This window comes from Streptomyces sp. NPDC057743 (genome assembly GCF_042798755.1).
Lineage (GTDB): Bacteria > Actinomycetota > Actinomycetes > Streptomycetales > Streptomycetaceae > Streptomyces.
Genome location: NZ_JBHVJX010000009.1, coordinates 157,106 through 172,665, shown reverse-complemented (window position 1 = coordinate 172,665; position 15,560 = coordinate 157,106). Strand labels below are relative to the sequence as shown.

The following is a 15,560-nucleotide window of genomic DNA, read 5'->3' as shown; positions in this document are numbered from 1 at the left end:
ACCCCGGTAGCCCCGCCCGATCAACCAGATGAACAGGGCCTGGAGTTCGTCCATGCGCGCATACCCGCAGCGTCCGCTACGGGGACACCGTCAACCCCCTGTCGGCCGGGGTCACTCCGGGCGGCACCAGTGGGGGCGACGGCGTTGCCGCACCGCGTGCTCCGAAGGGGGTCCCGGTGCCCCCTACGGCGAGCCGTTGCCGCGTCCCCACAAGGTGGCGGTGGTGGCTGCTCCGGACGGTCGCGGCGTCCCCCCCCGGGCCTCGCGCGCGGCAATCGGGAGTGCCGCGGACGCGTTCCGGGATGTTGGCTACGAGGTGTGCGGAGAAGGGGAAGCCGGCGTACCGCGCGCCGACGGGGAGGGCCTGTGCCTCGCGCGCGGCACAGGGGCGGGGCGGATCCCGGAGTGCCGATTCCCATCGATCCGCGGACGTAAGGGAGTTCGGGCTGGTTGGGGTCCGATGTGCAGCGGATCGGCCGGTCCGCGGGCCGTACCATGGCGCGGTGCTGGTCAAGTGGATTCGCCTTACCGTCGTGGACCGCCGAGGGTTCGAACGGGGGCAGCGGAAATGGGCCGGGCTCCTGGGCGAGCCCGGTTTCCGGGGGCAGGCCGGGGGGTGGAGCCGGTCCCGACCCGGCGTGGCCCACCTGGTCGGCTTCTGGGAGAGCCGGGCGTTCTACGACTCCTTCATGGCGCGCTCGCACGACCGGTTGGCGGCCGCCCAGACCGGCACCTACAAGGACGGCCAAGTGCGGCTGTTCGAGCACGAATTCGACGTGAAGGTGGGGTTCCGGCCCGCCTTCGGGGACGCGGACGTGCTGCGGCTGGCGCACTGCCGGGTGCGCCCGGAGCGGGTCGACCACTTCGTGCTCATGCAGGAGAAGGTCTGGAACCCGGCGATGGCCGGGTCGCCCGGCATGCTCCGGGGGATGGTCGGGCGGGCTCCGGGCGAGGAGTTCCTGGTCCTGTCCATGTGGCAGTCGGCGGCCGAGCGCGGCAAGTACCGCCCGGAGCGAGTGGAACGCCTCGCGCTGCGGGCCCAGATAGCCGCCGACGTCCAGGCGATCGCGGGCGACGTGGTGCAGCTCGAACCCTCCTGGACGGTGTGACCCCGCTGATCAGCCCGTTTGCTCAGGGGAGTTGGGCGCGCCACCGGCCGACCGGACGCGGGTGAAGACCCCCGCGTGCGCCGCCGCCAACGCCGCCGCGGCGGCCTGGTCGGCGAGCGCCTCGTCGACCGCCTCCCGGGTGATGAAGAGCCGGAAGAGCAGCGGGGCGGGCACGGCCCGGACCAGCGCCCCGGCGTCGACGACGGCACCCTCGCCGCTCGGCAGCTCCCCGCGCTGCACGGCGCGCTCCACTACCGCCTCGCAGCGCGCGAACCGCTCGGCGTAGTAGGCGCGCAGCGCCGAGGCCGCCCGCTCCGACTGGAAGCCGGCCGCGATCATCGCGGAGCCGGAGGCGCCCGCCGCGGGGTCGGTGAACGAGGTGACGACCTCGCGGGCCAGGGCGCGCAGATCCCCCTCCAGGGACCCGGTGTCGGGCGGCAGCCAACTGTCCTCGCCCGCCAGGTCCAGAGCGTCGGCGATCAACCCCTCCAGGTCGCCCCAGCGGCGGTAGAGCGTGGTCTTGTGTACCCCGGAGTGCTCGGCGACGTACTCGACCGTCAGCCCGGGATAGCCGAGTTCGGTGAGACCGGTCAGCACGGCGTCGCGGACGGCGGACCGGGTGCGGGCCGTACGGCCGCCGGGGCGCCGGGTGCCGGGGGCGGAAGCGGCCGCCGGGGCGCTGCTCCCGGCCTGCGGCTTCTCGGTATCACCGGTCAACTGCAACTCCTATTGCGTTAGTTCGGGGAGTGTGGCACTCTCATCGTAACGCAATTCAAGTTGCATTTGCTGTTCCGGCGGTGTCGCCCGGCGCACCCGCGTGCATCACCTGGAGGATCACGTGCCCACCCAGATCTCCCTGCACCACGTCGCCAAGCCCCGCGCCGACCGCTCGCTCCTCGGCGTCGTCCTCGACTGGCTGGAGAAGGCCCTCCTCGCGCACCTCGGCATCGTCCTCTTCCGCGATCGAGGCTTCCTCCGGCGCATCGCCACCGCCCTCGTTGAGGAGCTGGAGGAAGCCCGCACGGCCTGGCTCGGTGCCCTGGCCGTCGCCTCCCACGGCCGCCTGCAGCGCCGCCGCTTCGGCGACCTCCGGTACGAAATACGCGGCGGCCGCCCCACTCTCGTCGTCTGCTGAAACGGGCGGCGCGGGCCGCCGTGCCCGGGTCGGCGCCCCCGCCGCCGCACCCGGCATGTACAGGGCAGGCGAATTACGCTGGCCGCATGGCACGGCCCCGACGCATCGTCCTGCTCCGCCACGGCGAGTCCGTGGGGAACGTCGACGACACCGTCTACGAGCGCGAGCCCGACCACGCCCTCGCGCTGACCGCCACCGGGCGGAGCCAGGCCGAGGCCGCCGGCCGCAGGCTGCGCGAGCTGTTCGGCGACGAGCGGATCTCCGCCTACGTCTCGCCGTATCGCCGCACCCATCAGACCTTCCGGAGTCTCGGCCTGGACCCCGAGAAGGTCCGGGTTCGCGAGGAGCCCCGACTGCGCGAACAGGACTGGGGCAACTGGCAGGACCGCGACGACGTCCGGCGGCAGAAGGCATACCGCGACGCCTACGGTCACTTCTTCTACCGCTTCGCGCAGGGCGAGTCCGGCGCCGACGTCTACGACCGGGTCGGGGCCTTCCTGGAGAGCCTCTGGCGCAGCTTCGAGGACCCCCGCCACCCGCCCAACGTCCTGATCGTCACGCACGGTCTCACCATGCGGCTGTTCTGCATGCGGTGGTTCCACTGGTCGGTCGCCGACTTCGAATCGCTGTCCAACCCGGACAACGCCGAATGGCGCACCCTGCTCCTCGGCCCCGACGGCCGGTACGCCCTCGACCGCCCCTTCGACCGCTGGTGTGAGCCCGAGCCGTACGGGGTCACCGGTTAAAGTGCACTGCGATGACGACCCCTGATCCCCGTGACGCGGACCGCTGCGCGCGGGCTCTGGCGAGCCTGCGCGGCCTCTCCGTGGGCGATGCCCTCGGAGCACAGTTCTTCGTCCCCGCCCACTACCCCTCCCTTAAACGCCGCGAGCTGCCGCCCGCCCCCTGGCGGTGGACCGACGACACCGAGATGGCCTGCTCCGTCCTGGCCATCCTCACCACGCACCACCGCGTCGACCAGGACGCCCTGGCCCGCTCGTTGGCCGAGCACCACGACGCCGGCCGCGACTACGGCCCGGTCGTCGACCGCCTCCTCCGCCAGATCCGCGCGGGCGGCGACTGGCGCGAGTTGGCCGCCGCGCTCTTCAACGGCCATGGCTCCTGGGGCAACGGCGCCGCCATGCGCATCGCCCCTCTCGGCGCCTGGTACGCCGACGATCCCGAGCAGGCCACCCACCAGGCGGAGATCTCCGCCTACCCCACCCACCAACACCGCGAGGCCGTCGTCGGCGCCATGGCCGTGGCCGCCGCGGCCGCCCTGGTCGCCGACCCCGCCCGCGCGCTGAGCCCCGAGGCCCTCATCGACGGCGTACTGGCCCTGATTCCGCGCAGCGCCGTACAGGCCGGTCTGCGCCGGGCCCGCGACATGCTCGACTACGCCGACCCCGGCACCGTCGCCGCGGTCCTCGGCTGCGGGCGTCGCACCAGTGCCCACGACACCGTGCCGTTCGCCCTCTGGGCCGCCGCCCGCAACCTCGGCGACTTCGCGCAGGCGATCTGGACCACCGCCCGGGCCGGCGGTGACGTCGACACCACCTGCGGCATCGTCGGCGGCATCGTCGCCGCGGCTCCCGAGGGCGCCCCGCCGCAGGAATGGCTCGACCACACCGAGCCGCTCCCCGCCTGGGCCCCCGCCCTCTGACCTCGCGTCACAACTGGCCGCCCCCATCGGCCAGTTCGCGCCCTGGTAGTCGCCCTCCCGCGCTCGCTCGCGCCCCTCGACCCACCCGCCGCCGGCCGCCTCGGACCGGCACATCGGGCCCGCCATCGGCGTCCACGGAGCCCAGGTCCGGATCCGGTGCGGACGGCGGCGCCGAATAGGCGTAATCTGGCTGGCGCCATGCCGTACGAGCCTCCCACCCACACCGTCGAGCGATCACTGCGCGCCACCACGGGCGCCAAGATCGTCGCAGGGATCGACGAGGTCGGGCGCGGAGCCTGGGCCGGTCCGGTCAGCGTCTGCGCCGCCGTCACCGGTCTGCGCCGGCCACCGGACGGACTCACCGATTCCAAGCTGTTGACCCCCAAGCGCCGCACCGAACTCTGCGACGTGCTCGCCAATTGGGTCACCTCGTACGCCCTGGGGCACTCCTCACCGGAGGAGATCGACGCCCTGGGAATGACCGCGGCACTGCGGCTCGCCGCCGTGCGCGCACTGGAGGCGCTCCCGGTCCAACCGGACGCGATCATCCTCGACGGCAAGCACGACTACCTGGGCGCGCCGTGGCGGGTCCGGACGGTCATCAAGGGCGACCAGTCCTGCATCGCGGTCGCTGCCGCGTCCGTGATCGCCAAGGTGCGACGGGACACCATGATGGCCGAACTCGGCCAGGAGTACGCCGACTTCGACTTCGCGGCCAACGCCGGCTACCCCTCGCCGACCCACCGCACCGCCCTGGAGGAGTACGGCCCCACGCCGTACCACCGGGTGTCGTGGTCCTACATGGACGCCCTGCCCCGGTGGCAGCACCTCAAGAAGGTGCGTGTCACCCCCGAAGCAGCCGCTCTGGAGGCCGGTGGCCAACTCGGCTTCGACTTCTGAGCGGAGCGAGGCGGGAATTTCGGTACCCGCTGTCAATGTTCCGTACCTACGTTTGATAGACATCCCTTTATGCCTCTCATCCCCGAGGAGCCTCAGATTCACGAGAGTGTCCCGGGTCCCCGCGCAACTCCGGCCGCCGGCCGCGCCGCGTCGACCCCCCGTCCCGTCCCTGGCCCCGGTCCCCGCCCCGCCCCGCCGCGAGGCGCCCCCGCGTCCAGCGCCCGTCCGGGCAAGCCCGGCCCCACCGCCCCGCCCCGCGGGTCGGTTCCTGCCCCGCCGGCGCAGCGCACCGGCTCCCCGCAGCCTCCCGTCGCCGCGGCCGGCGCCGCCGAGGGTGCCCAACTCCAGCTGATCCCGGCACCGATCGAAGGAGCCATCGACGCCGCCGACGAGGCCGTCGACCTGCTCCTGGACTCCGGCCGCGCACCGGGCGAGATCCTGGTGCTGACCACCGGTGAGAACCACCCGTGGGCGGCCCACGAACTGTCCTTCGGTGAGGCGTCCTACTGGGCGCAGCACGACGCTGCCGACGACGTGTTCTACGCGGACGCCGGCGCCGAACGCATCACCGGGCGGCCCGTCGTGGTCGTCGCCGTCAACGGGGGCCACGACGAGGCCACCGCGCGGGCGTTGCCCGCCGCGATGGCCCGTGCCGGAGCGCTGCTGATCGTCTGCGGCGACCCGCAGCGGATCAACGCCGTGCTCGGCGCGAACGCCTGACCACCATCAGCCCGACACGGCCCGCCGGCCTCATGGCCGGTCGGGCTCGTTCGCGCGCCCGGACACCGCAGCGGCGTCAGCGGGCCACCGTGCGCCGTCGCGTTTCCGTCGTGCCGCCTCCTGAACGCCGGGGCGTGCCCCGGCCGTTGCGCGGCTGCTCACCCGGCGCCGCCCGCACCGTCGGGACGCGCTGCGGGGCCACCGGGCCCGGGCCGGACGGCCGCCCCTGGGCAACGGCCTGCCCCTCCTCGGCCCGCGGGACGTGTTGAGGCGCGGCCCCCAAGGGAACGACGCCCTCCGAGGTGGACGCCCCGGTGGTGACCTCCAACGCCCCGTCCCCGCCGGCCGCTTCGCGGTGCGGGCCGCTCCGCATCGCGTACGACCCGGCCTCAGGCTTCGTGGGGGTGGGCGCCCTGGGCAGCCGCCCACCCCGCACCTCGCCCAACACCTGCCAACGGTCCCGGTTCAGCGCGATATACGCCCCACAGCGGAGCCCATGCAGGGTGCAGGCGTCCCGCAGGCCCCACATCCACGCGCCGTCCGCCTCCGTCCAACGGGGCTCGCCCTTCCGGCAGTGGAGCAAGACCGCGGTCCGGATCGGAACGCGTAGCCGCAGATCGTGCGGGATGATCCGGCGCAGCTGCGCCAACAGCGCGTTGCGGTACGCCCAGCCATCGGGGGCCGTCGTCGGCTCGTCGAACGACGCGCTGGCGATCACCCGTTCCTGAGGGTCCAACACCGCCACGATCACCGTGCCGATCCCCGGAAGATGACGGGCGTGCAGATCGGCGACCACCTCACGGGGCGCGCGCAGTAGCGGAATTCCGGCGGAGGCCCACTCCGCCAACTCCAGCAGCCGTCCCCCTCGGGCGCTGGAGCCGTCCGACTCGGGCGGCGGTTCTTGCGGGGGCCGGGCGAATCCGAAGGTCATCGTCCTCCCTTCGTCTACGCGTCCGCGCTACGGGCCGCGCCCCGTCGCACCGGCGCACCACGGCACGCCCCAGGCGGGCCGCGAACGGCCGGATACCGGGAAGCACTTCCCATTCTCGCGGCTCGTACTGGTATGCGGCAACGAGCAGTTCACCGCGCCCGGCCGGAAATGCCCGCTGCGCCACCGGCATTCCTGCCCGTCGCAACCGCCTCTGAAGCCCGGACACCCCTCCCTTCCCGTCCACCCCCATCAGAACCACCCCCTCGACATCAACTAGCCCTGCACGGCCAGAACTAGTGGGAACACCGCGCCGGCCCCGGCCCTCCGCAACAGCCGGGCGGCCACCGCCAACGTCCAACCCGTGTCGGCGTAGTCGTCCACCAGAAGCACCGGGCCGTTCGCCGACGCCAGCGCCCCCGACAGCTCCGGAGACAGCGACAGCGTGCTGTGCAGGGCCCTCAGTCGCTGGGCGCTGTTGCTCCGTGGAATCCCCGGCCCCGGGCCGTCGTCGAGCGAGGCCACCGTCCCCAGGAACGGCATCCGGCCCACCGCGGCGATCCGTTCGGCCAGCGAGCGGATCAACTGCGGGCGGCTGTGCGAGCCGAGACAGACCACGCCGACTGGGCGCGCCGGGGCGTCCGCCGCGCCCGAAGCCCAACCTCCGGGCCCCTTGGCCCAATCCGCCAACACCGTCACCACCGCGGCCGCCACATCGTCGGGCACCGGCCCGTCCGGCGCCTGCGGGGCCAGCATCGGTCGCAGGCGATTGCCCCACCCGATGTCTGACAACCGCCCCAACGCCCGTCCCGTCGCAGCCAGTTCGCCCGCCGGGATGCGCCCCTTGAGGTCGACGCCGACGGCCGGCAGCCCCGTGGGCCACATCCGCCGTGGCTCCACCTCCACACCGGGGCGGCCCAGTTCGCCGCGGGCCGCGTCCAGCGATCCGGCGGACACCTCCGTCGTGAACCGCGGCCCAGCGCAGTTGTCGCACCGGCCGCACGGGGCCGCCGCCTCGTCGTCCAACTGCCGCCGCAGGAACTCCATCCGGCACCCGGACGCCGCCGCGTACTCCCGCATCGCCTGCTGCTCGGCCTCCCGCTGCCGCGCCACCCACGCATAGCGCTCCGCGTCGTACGCCCACGGCCGACCGGTCGACGTCCAACCGCCCTTCACCCGCTGGACGGCACCGTCCACATCGAGCACCTTGAGCATGATCTCCAGGCGGGAGCGCCGGAGTTCGACCTGCGGCTCCAGTGCCGGCAGCGACACCGGCCGCCCCGCCGCCGCCAGTACGTCCAGCGTCCGCCGCACCTGCTCCTCCGGCGGGAACGCCAGCGAGGCGAAGTACTTCCAGATCGCCTCGTCCTCCCGGCCCGGCAGCAACAACACCTCGGCATGCTCGACGCCGCGACCGGCCCGGCCCACCTGCTGGTAGTACGCGATCGGCGACGACGGCGAACCCAGGTGCACCACGAACCCCAGGTCGGGCTTGTCGAACCCCATCCCCAGGGCGGACGTGGCCACCAGCGCCTTGACCCGGTTGGCCAGCAGATCGTCCTCGGCCTGCTGACGGTCGGCGTTCTCCGTCTTGCCGGTGTACGACGCGACCACATGACCCCGGTGCCGCAGGAACGCGGTGACCTCCTCGGCAGCCGCGACGGTGAGGGTGTAGATGATCCCCGAGCCCGGCAGTTCGTCCAGATGGTCCGCGAGCCAGGCGAGCCGGTGCGCGGCGTCCGGCAACGGCAGCACGCCCAGGCTCAGGCTCTCCCGATCCAGCGGACCGCGCAGCACCAGGGCCTCCGCGGTGCCCCCGCCCGTCCCCAACTGCTCGGCGACATCGGCCGTCACCCGGGCATTGGCCGTCGCGGTCGTCGCGAGCACCGGGACGCCGGGCGGGAGGTCGGCCAGCATCGTGCGCAGCCGCCGGTAGTCCGGGCGGAAGTCATGGCCCCAATCGGAGATGCAGTGTGCCTCGTCCACCACCAGCAGCCCGGTGGCCGCCGCCAGCTTGGGCAGCACCTGATCACGGAAGTCGGGGTTGTTGAGCCGCTCCGGACTCACCAGCAGGACGTCGACCTCACCGGCCGCCACCTCGGCCTGGACGGTGTCCCACTCCTCGGTGTTGGCGGAGTTGATGGTGCGCGCCCGGATGCCGGCCCGCGCGGCCGCCTCGACCTGGTTGCGCATCAGCGCGAGCAGCGGCGAGACGATCACCGTCGGCCCGCTGCCGCGCTCTCGCAGCAGCGCCGTCGCGACGAAATAGACCGCCGACTTGCCCCAGCCGGTGCGCTGCACGACCAGGGCCCGGCGGTGCTCGGCGACCAGCGCCTCGATCGCCCGCCACTGGTCTTCACGCAGCCGGGCCACCCCGTCGGGATCCCCGACGAGTCGGCGAAGGACGGCATCGGCCGCGGCACGCAGGTCTTCGTTGCTCATGCCCCCATGCAACCCGATGCCACTGACATCGCGCGAACCCCCGCCGCAGGCTGTGGAAAACCGCGAAGCCGCGAGTTATCCACAGGGGTCGCGGAACGCCGCTCGACCGCGGGATCTTCGAGCCATGAATCCGCACAGCGAACCGCACGAGTCCAGCAACGACGCCTCCCAGACCCACGACCACAACACCGACCACAACGCCGACCGCGTTGATCCCAATCACCACGACGCAGGTACCGCGACCTCCCCGCCCACCCCCTACGACCCGCCCGGCCCCACCTTCTCCTGCGGTGCGGACGGCCAGCCCACCGACCCGACTGCCCCCAGGGACGCCTCGGCGTCCCCGGCCCCGCCCAGCTCCACCGACCCGGCCGCGAGCCCGCCCACCGAGCCGCAGGTCATCCTCCGCGGCCCCGCGGACCTCGCCGACGCGCTGCCCTACCTCCTGGGCTTCTATCCGGACGACAGCATCGTGATGGTCGCCCTGCACGGCGAGCGCGCCCGCTTCGGCGGCCGGCTCCGCCTCGGCATCCCCACCGACCCGTCCCACTGGCCCGATGTCAGCGACCAGCTCGCCGACTGCCTGATCTCCGGCGCCCGCAAGCGCTCCGGAAGCCTCGTCGGCATCCTCGTCTTCCTCTGCCAGGAACCGGCCCCGGGGGAGAGCGGCCGGGACGTCAAGGAGCGCCTCCGGCCGCTGGCCCAGCGACTGCGCACCGCCTGCGGCGCCCTGGACGTCCCGGTCCTCGAAGCCCTCTGCCTCTCCAACGGCCGCTTCTGGTCCTACTGTTGCCCCGACTACCGCTGCTGCCCCGCCGACGGCACGCCCCTGCTCCTGCCCGGCACGTCCGTGATGGCGGCGGCCGCCTCCTACGCCGGCATGCAGGTGCGCGGCTCCCTCAAGGAGATGGAGGCCCGCCTGGCGCCCCGCACCGGACCGCGCGGCGCTGACCAGGAGAAGGCGCTGGACGACGCGGCCGCCGAACTCCTGCCGCGGATGTTCCGACCGGACGGCGCCTCCGTCGTCCAACGGGACACCCTCGAACTGGCCGCCGCGATGATCCAACGGTTCCGCAAGGACACCCCCACCGGCAGCAACCGCGCCCGGGACGCCTGCGACGACGCGCTGATCACCGACTCCGAAGCCGCCACCCTCATCCTCGGCCTCCAGGACCGCACCACCCGCGACCGGGCCGCGGAATGGATGGACGGTCCCGAGGCCGCGGCGGCCCTCAGGGTCTGGCGCGCCCTCGCCCGCCGCTGCGCCGGAGGCTACGCCGAGCACGCCGCGGCGCCCCTGACCCTCACCGGCTGGGTCTGCTGGTCCATGGCGGACGGTCCCTCCGCGCGTGTGGCCCTCAGCCGGGCCGTGGCCGTCGATCCCGACTGCGTCTTCGCCCAGCTGCTGCACCGCGCCATCAACGAGGGCCTGGACCCTGAGCCGTTGCGCCGCTGCCTGCGCGAGCAGCGGGAGGAGGCCGAGGACTCTGGTGCTGCCGAGACGACCCCACCGGGCCGGCGACGTCCGGCGCAGCGGCCGACACCGTCACGCCCGGGAGGCACTGCCCGCCCTCGTGGCCCACGGGGCGGCACGGGCCCCGGCTCCCGCACGACCGGAGCCTCGGGAAGCCGTCGAGCGGGACGGGGTGGTGACCGAAGTCGGCGGTGACCGCGGGGGGATGCGGCGCGGTCGGCGTGACCTGGGCGCCGGCCGCACCGTTCAGCTGGGTGGCGCAGGCCGTACGGAGCCCCGACCTCACCAGGGAGCGCAGAGCGTGCCAGGGATCGTCCCCACCACCCCACCGGCCCAACGACTCACCGGAGACCGGCGCGTTCCGCCGGCCCGCATGCCCCAACCGCAGCCCGTCCACGCCACGTTGGTCTGCGTGGCCCTGCCGTCGCTCACCGTGTCGTCCGAGACGGGGCAGTTGACCGGCCAGGGCCTGGACGGCTGCTACCGCGACGGCCGTCGGGTCCTCGCCCGCTGCGAGGTACGCGCCGCGGGCGGTGAACCACTCGTCGTCCAGGGGCGGTTGGTCGCCGCGGACCGCGCCCGGTTCACCGGAGTGATCCGCAGATCGGGCGAGCGCGGGCCGGATCCGGAGATCCGGATGGAACGGCTGCGGTTCGCCGACGGCACCGAACGGATCACCTTCCACAGCAGTGCCACCCGGCCCGTCCGGCTGCCGGTCGAGATCCACCTGGGCACCGACCTGGCGGACCTCGGCGCCGTCGCCGTCGGCCTGCCCGGTCCCGAACTCCGCGCCGCCGTCCACGGATCCGGCCTGCGCTGGTCCGGTCGCGGAGCCCACGCGGCGCTGACGGCCAGCCCGGCCCCCCAGGACGCCCTGGCCTCCGCGGGCTTGCTGCGCTGGGAGTTGGACCTACCGCCCGGCGGCCGACGCACGATCGAACTCCAACCTCGCCTGGAATACGACACGGGCGGCCCGCAGACCCCGACGGGTCGGGTTGGCCGCGTCACCGTCCCAGGCCCGCGGACCGGGGCCACCGGGCCCCGCGCCCGCAACGAACGGCCGCCGCGCTCCTGGTCCGCGGCCCGCCTGGAGTGCGACGACCAGCGCGCCGACGCCCTCATGGCCGGCAGCCTCGACGACCTGCACGGGCTGCTCATGCGCGACCCGGCCCTGCCCGCGGACGTCTTCGTCGCCGGCGGCTTCCCCTGGCGTTGCGGCCTCGCCCCCGCCGAGGCCCTGTGGACCGCCCGGATGCTGCTCCCCCTTGGCACCCGGCTAGCCGCCAGCACCCTGCGCACCCTCGCCCGCACCCAACAGGCCACCCCAGGGGCGGATTTCGGCCGAATTCCCGGTCCCCTCCGAGACGCCGGCCCCCACGCCCCACCTGGCTGCACCGGCATCGAAGCGACCCTCCTCTTCCCAGCGGTCCTCGCCGAGGCCCGCCGCTGGGGCCTGCCCGACCAGGAGACCGAGCGCCTGCTGCCCGCCGCCGAACGCTGTCTGCAATGGCTCCGCACGGCCACCGACCCACGGGGCGGCGGCCGCGGCGGCTACCTCCCCGACCCCGCGCCCGACGGCCCCTACCGCTGCGAGACCCAAGCCCACGCCCATCGCGTTGCAGTCCTCGGCGCCGACCTCCTCGACGCCTGCGGATCACCCGGTGCCGCCGCGCTCCGCGACTGGGCCGCGGAACTGCGCGCCCGCTTCCGCACCGACTTCTGGCTGGAGGGCCGCACCGGCGGTCGCCCGGCCGCCCTGCTCACCGACGACGGCCGCCCCGTACCGCACCTCGGCGCCGGCGCCGCCCACCTCCTCGACACCGGCCTGAGCGGCGGCGGAACCTTCGCCCCCGGTCTGCTGGACGCACCCCAGACCGACCAACTCGCCCGCCTGCTCCGCGGCCCCGCCATAGACACCGGGTGGGGCCTGCGCGGCCTCGGCGCCAAGGAGGGCGGCTACAACCCGTTCGGCCACCGCAGCGGAGCGGTCCGCGTCCACGAAACCGCCGTCGCCGTTGCGGGACTGGCCGTCGCCGGCCACGAAGCCGCCGCCGGCGCCCTCGCCAGGGGCCTCCTCGACGCCGCCGAGAGCTTCGGTCACCGCCTCCCCGAGATGTTCGCGGGCGAACAACGCACCACCCATGCCGTCCCCGTCCCGCACCCGGCGGCCTGCCGCCCTGCAGCCGTCGCCGCCGCCGGCGCGGTGCACGTACTCATCGCCCTCGCCGGCCTGCGCCCGGACGTCCCGGCCCGAACGGTCGCCGTCCGCCCACTCGGCAACGCCCCGCTTGGTGCGATGCAACTGACCGGACTCACCCTCGCCGAGCAGCCCTTCGCCGTCCGGATCAGCCGGCTCGGGATGGGCATGGTCGAAGAGGCCGCGGACGGTCTGCAACTGGGGTCATGAGGGGCGCAACGCCTGTTTATCGTCAGGCGGACGACTATGATCGCGACATGCCTCCCTACGACCCGTCGGCCTTCCCGCCCTTTGCTGTCACCGTCGACCTGGTCGTGCTCACCGTGCGCCGCCACGCCCTGTGCGCGCTGGCCGTGCGTCGTGGCGAGCCGCCGTTCCAGGGCCGCTGGGCCCTGCCCGGCGGATTCGTGCGCGCCGACGAGGACCTTGCGGAGGCGGCCGCCCGGGAACTCACCGAGGAGACCGGCCTGCACGCCTGCCCTCCGGAGGGCACCCCGCCCCCCGCGTACGGCGCGCACCTCGAACAACTCGCCACCTACGGCGACCCCAAGCGCGACCCCCGCATGCGTGTGGTCAGCGTCGCGCACCTCGTCCTCGCCCCCGACCTGCCGGCCCCCCGGGCCGGTGGCGACGCTCACAGCGCGCGTTGGGCCCCGGTCGAAACCCTCCTGGGTCAGGAGGGCAACACCCACGCCCGTGAAGGCGACCTGACCGCGCCCCTCGCCTTCGACCACGGGCGCATCCTCTCCGACGGAGTGGAACGCGCCCGCTCGAAGATCGAGTACTCCTCGCTCGCCACGGCCTTCTGCCCACAGGAGTTCACCGTCGGCGAACTGCGCCGCGTCTACGAGGCGGTCTGGGGCGTCGCCCTCGACCCCCGCAACTTCCACCGCAAGGTGACCGGCACCCCCGGCTTCCTGGTCCCCACCGGCGGCACCACCACCCGCCAAGGCGGCCGCCCCGCCCAACTCTTCCGCGCCGGCGGCGCGACCCTCCTCAACCCGCCGATGCTGCGCCCCGAGGTCTGACCCACCATCCGCGCCCGCACGCCCCGGTAGCGCGGTACGACAACCAACCACGGGCGAGCCCGACATCGAGGCACGCCCGCAACCGTCGCACCAACGCGTTCGAGACTGCCTCCCCGCCGAGGTGAAACCCGCACACCGGTCACCGTTGCAGCACACCGCCGCCATCACGCCCGCCCAGGCGCGCAGTTCCTCATGCCTGTCAACCAACTGCCTCTGAAGTCACCGCCCTCGGTGACTTCAGAGCCGCAGCAACAGACACCGACCTCAGCAGCCCGCCCCTCAGGGCGACTTGGCGCCCCGGTGGCCGCCCGTCACTTCAGCACCCACCGAATCATCACGAACTTCCGCGCACCCTCGCCGAACAACACCAGGCGCACGATGCTGCCCTCGTCAACTCCCTTGTCCATCCGCTCTGCTGACCGTGGTCCGCCACCGCCAGTCCCGACGCTCGTCACGCCGAGTCCACCCCCCCTCGCACGCACCCACCACCTCCCGCCAGCGGCCGAGGCCCGACCTCGGCGACAGGTCCGAATCCCCCAACACCCGCCCGTTTCAAGGACGTTGTCGACTTATCGCTGGCTGCGCTTATGTGTTCACCGTGCTAACGGGGTGGCGGCCCTGACTGGCCAAAACGCCCGATTCCAGGCCCCGTTGTTGCACCCCTTGTCCACAACTCGCCGCCGAAAGCGCATTTCTTTCCGATAAAGCGTCAATTGCGAGATAGCGGGCGATCACCCTTTCGTGTGCTTTTCACCAAAGACCTCAAGGCCGTTCGGAGCGACGCCGACAAAGGATGCGTGAGTACCCTTGCGCACACCATGATGACCGCGGCTCGCCCCGGCGACACCGGCCTCGCAGGCCCCGGCGAGCTTGACCGCTACCCCTACGCCAACGCCGCCAACGCCACCGGCCAGGAGCGCGCCGAGCGCGTCTCGTCGGTCTGGGAAAGCTCCGACGCAGACATCGGCCGGGTCGGTCGGCGCGCGGCGGGCAACCGCGGCCGCGGGCTCCACGGCCAACTCGTCCAGCAGCTCGGCCAGATGATCGTCTCCGGTGATCTCGGTGCCGACCGTCCGCTCGTCCCCGAGGAGATCGGCCAGCGCTTCGAGGTCTCCCGCACCGTCGTCCGGGAGTCCCTGCGCGTCCTCGAAGCCAAGGGCCTAGTGAGCGCGCGCCCCAACGTGGGCACCCGGGTGCGTCCGGTCAGCGACTGGAACCTCCTCGACCCCGACATCATCGAGTGGCGCGCCTACGGGCCGCAGCGCGACGACCAACGCCGCGAGCTGTGCGAGCTGCGCTGGACGATCGAGCCACTCGCCGCCCGCCTCGCCGCCGGCCACGGCCGCGAGGACATCCAGCAACGGCTCGCGGACATGGTCGAGATCATGGGCCACTCCGCGGCCCAGGGTGACTCCATGACGTTCGCCCGCGCCGACGCCGAGTTCCACACCCTGCTCCTCCAACTCGCCGGCAACCGCATGTTGGAGCACCTCGCGGGCATCGTCACCTCCGCCCTGCACGTCTCCGGCGGATCCGGTGGCTGCGAGCGACCGGTCGAGACGTCCGTAGGTCAGCACATGAGGGTCGTCGACGCCATCGGTTCCGGCGACGCCACCGCTGCCGAATCCGCGATGCGCCAGCTCCTCGCCGCCCACAGCGACACCGCCGGCCAGGGTGCCGGGGCGCCCGTGGACCACGTCGTCCCCGCGCCCCGCGAGCACTGAGGGCTCGCACCCCGAGCACGTGCGGACCGTAAGTACCGCGCGACCTCGCGTCCCCTACGGACCCGCCGAGGACGCGCCATACGCACAGAAGGAGCGCAAGATCGCCGGATCCGGGATGACGACCGGATCCGGCGGAAGGCTTTGGGAGGATTGCATGGCATATGACGGGGAAGGGGTCGTTATGGGGTGTGACTCGGGCCACGCAGATTGGCCGTAACGCTCTCCGGGGAAGCGCGATGA

General features: G+C 73.3%; 12 protein-coding genes and 1 pseudogene. 10 read left to right on the top strand and 3 right to left on the bottom strand.

All coding sequences use genetic code 11. From position 1 onward, the window contains the following. Positions 1-503: 503 nt before the first annotated feature. Positions 504-1,109 carry a YdbC family protein gene (locus tag ACFVFQ_RS12930; RefSeq protein ID WP_383413469.1) on the top strand — a complete coding sequence of 202 codons (606 nt, stop codon included), beginning with the start codon at positions 504-506 and terminating at the stop codon, positions 1,107-1,109. A gap of 9 nt (positions 1,110-1,118) precedes the next feature. On the opposite strand, the gene ACFVFQ_RS12925 is transcribed toward ACFVFQ_RS12930, so the two are convergent. Continuing rightward, complete coding sequence (locus tag ACFVFQ_RS12925; RefSeq protein ID WP_383413466.1) at positions 1,119-1,826, bottom strand: TetR-like C-terminal domain-containing protein; 708 nt, start codon at positions 1,824-1,826, stop codon at positions 1,119-1,121. A 121-nt stretch (positions 1,827-1,947) separates the two neighbouring features. Here ACFVFQ_RS12925 and ACFVFQ_RS12920 point away from each other — a divergent pair, with 121 nt between their 5' ends. The 5 genes from ACFVFQ_RS12920 to ACFVFQ_RS12900 all read left to right on the top strand — a co-directional run bounded on the left by ACFVFQ_RS12920 (position 1,948) and on the right by ACFVFQ_RS12900 (position 5,527). Continuing rightward, on the top strand, positions 1,948-2,244 hold the full coding sequence (locus ACFVFQ_RS12920; RefSeq protein WP_383413463.1) for a hypothetical protein: 297 nt from the start codon (positions 1,948-1,950) through the stop codon (positions 2,242-2,244). An 86-nt stretch (positions 2,245-2,330) separates the two neighbouring features. Next, positions 2,331-2,990 (top strand): histidine phosphatase family protein, encoded by a 660-nt coding sequence (locus ACFVFQ_RS12915; protein ID WP_383413460.1) that lies wholly within the window; start codon positions 2,331-2,333, stop codon positions 2,988-2,990. Positions 2,991-3,001: 11 nt separating this feature from the next. After that, positions 3,002-3,907, top strand: coding sequence for an ADP-ribosylglycohydrolase family protein (locus ACFVFQ_RS12910; RefSeq protein ID WP_383413457.1), 906 nt, complete (start codon positions 3,002-3,004; stop codon positions 3,905-3,907). A gap of 198 nt (positions 3,908-4,105) precedes the next feature. Then, complete coding sequence (locus tag ACFVFQ_RS12905; RefSeq protein ID WP_383413454.1) at positions 4,106-4,807, top strand: ribonuclease HII; 702 nt, start codon at positions 4,106-4,108, stop codon at positions 4,805-4,807. Between the two features lie 69 nt (positions 4,808-4,876). Continuing rightward, positions 4,877-5,527 carry a hypothetical protein gene (locus ACFVFQ_RS12900; RefSeq protein ID WP_383413451.1) on the top strand — a complete coding sequence of 217 codons (651 nt, stop codon included), beginning with the start codon at positions 4,877-4,879 and terminating at the stop codon, positions 5,525-5,527. Positions 5,528-5,861: 334 nt separating this feature from the next. Here ACFVFQ_RS12900 and ACFVFQ_RS12895 read toward each other — a convergent pair. Continuing rightward, a pseudogene (locus ACFVFQ_RS12895) lies at positions 5,862-6,458 on the bottom strand (hypothetical protein); the annotation flags it as partial. 273 nt (positions 6,459-6,731) lie between these two features. Continuing rightward, entirely contained in the window at positions 6,732-8,897 is a 2,166-nt protein-coding gene (locus tag ACFVFQ_RS12890) for a RecQ family ATP-dependent DNA helicase (protein WP_383413448.1), read from the bottom strand. Between the two features lie 124 nt (positions 8,898-9,021). Between ACFVFQ_RS12890 and ACFVFQ_RS12885 the strand changes: the two genes are divergently transcribed. The 4 genes from ACFVFQ_RS12885 to ACFVFQ_RS12870 all read left to right on the top strand — a co-directional run bounded on the left by ACFVFQ_RS12885 (position 9,022) and on the right by ACFVFQ_RS12870 (position 15,320). Then, positions 9,022-10,566, top strand: coding sequence for a DUF4192 domain-containing protein (locus ACFVFQ_RS12885; protein WP_383413445.1), 1,545 nt, complete (start codon positions 9,022-9,024; stop codon positions 10,564-10,566). A gap of 178 nt (positions 10,567-10,744) precedes the next feature. Beyond that, positions 10,745-12,778 carry a glycogen debranching N-terminal domain-containing protein gene (locus ACFVFQ_RS12880; RefSeq protein ID WP_383413667.1) on the top strand — a complete coding sequence of 678 codons (2,034 nt, stop codon included), beginning with the start codon at positions 10,745-10,747 and terminating at the stop codon, positions 12,776-12,778. Between the two features lie 47 nt (positions 12,779-12,825). After that, complete coding sequence (locus ACFVFQ_RS12875; RefSeq protein WP_383413442.1) at positions 12,826-13,596, top strand: NUDIX domain-containing protein; 771 nt, start codon at positions 12,826-12,828, stop codon at positions 13,594-13,596. Positions 13,597-14,339: 743 nt separating this feature from the next. Beyond that, positions 14,340-15,320, top strand: coding sequence for a FadR/GntR family transcriptional regulator (locus ACFVFQ_RS12870; protein WP_383413439.1), 981 nt, complete (start codon positions 14,340-14,342; stop codon positions 15,318-15,320). Positions 15,321-15,560: the final 240 nt, after the last annotated feature.

Bases quoted from the DNA above. Each gene is read 5' to 3' on its own strand.
- ACFVFQ_RS12915 (WP_383413460.1), top strand. From the start codon at position 2,331: ATGGCACGGCCCCGACGCATCGTCCTGCTCCGCCACGGCGAGTCCGTG.
- ACFVFQ_RS12910 (WP_383413457.1), top strand. From the start codon at position 3,002: ATGACGACCCCTGATCCCCGTGACGCGGACCGCTGCGCGCGGGCTCTG.
- ACFVFQ_RS12905 (WP_383413454.1), top strand. From the start codon at position 4,106: ATGCCGTACGAGCCTCCCACCCACACCGTCGAGCGATCACTGCGCGCC.
- ACFVFQ_RS12900 (WP_383413451.1), top strand. From the start codon at position 4,877: ATGCCTCTCATCCCCGAGGAGCCTCAGATTCACGAGAGTGTCCCGGGT.
- ACFVFQ_RS12890 (WP_383413448.1), bottom strand. From the start codon at position 8,897: ATGAGCAACGAAGACCTGCGTGCCGCGGCCGATGCCGTCCTTCGCCGA.
- ACFVFQ_RS12885 (WP_383413445.1), top strand. From the start codon at position 9,022: ATGAATCCGCACAGCGAACCGCACGAGTCCAGCAACGACGCCTCCCAG.
- ACFVFQ_RS12880 (WP_383413667.1), top strand. From the start codon at position 10,745: ATGCCCCAACCGCAGCCCGTCCACGCCACGTTGGTCTGCGTGGCCCTG.
- ACFVFQ_RS12875 (WP_383413442.1), top strand. From the start codon at position 12,826: ATGCCTCCCTACGACCCGTCGGCCTTCCCGCCCTTTGCTGTCACCGTC.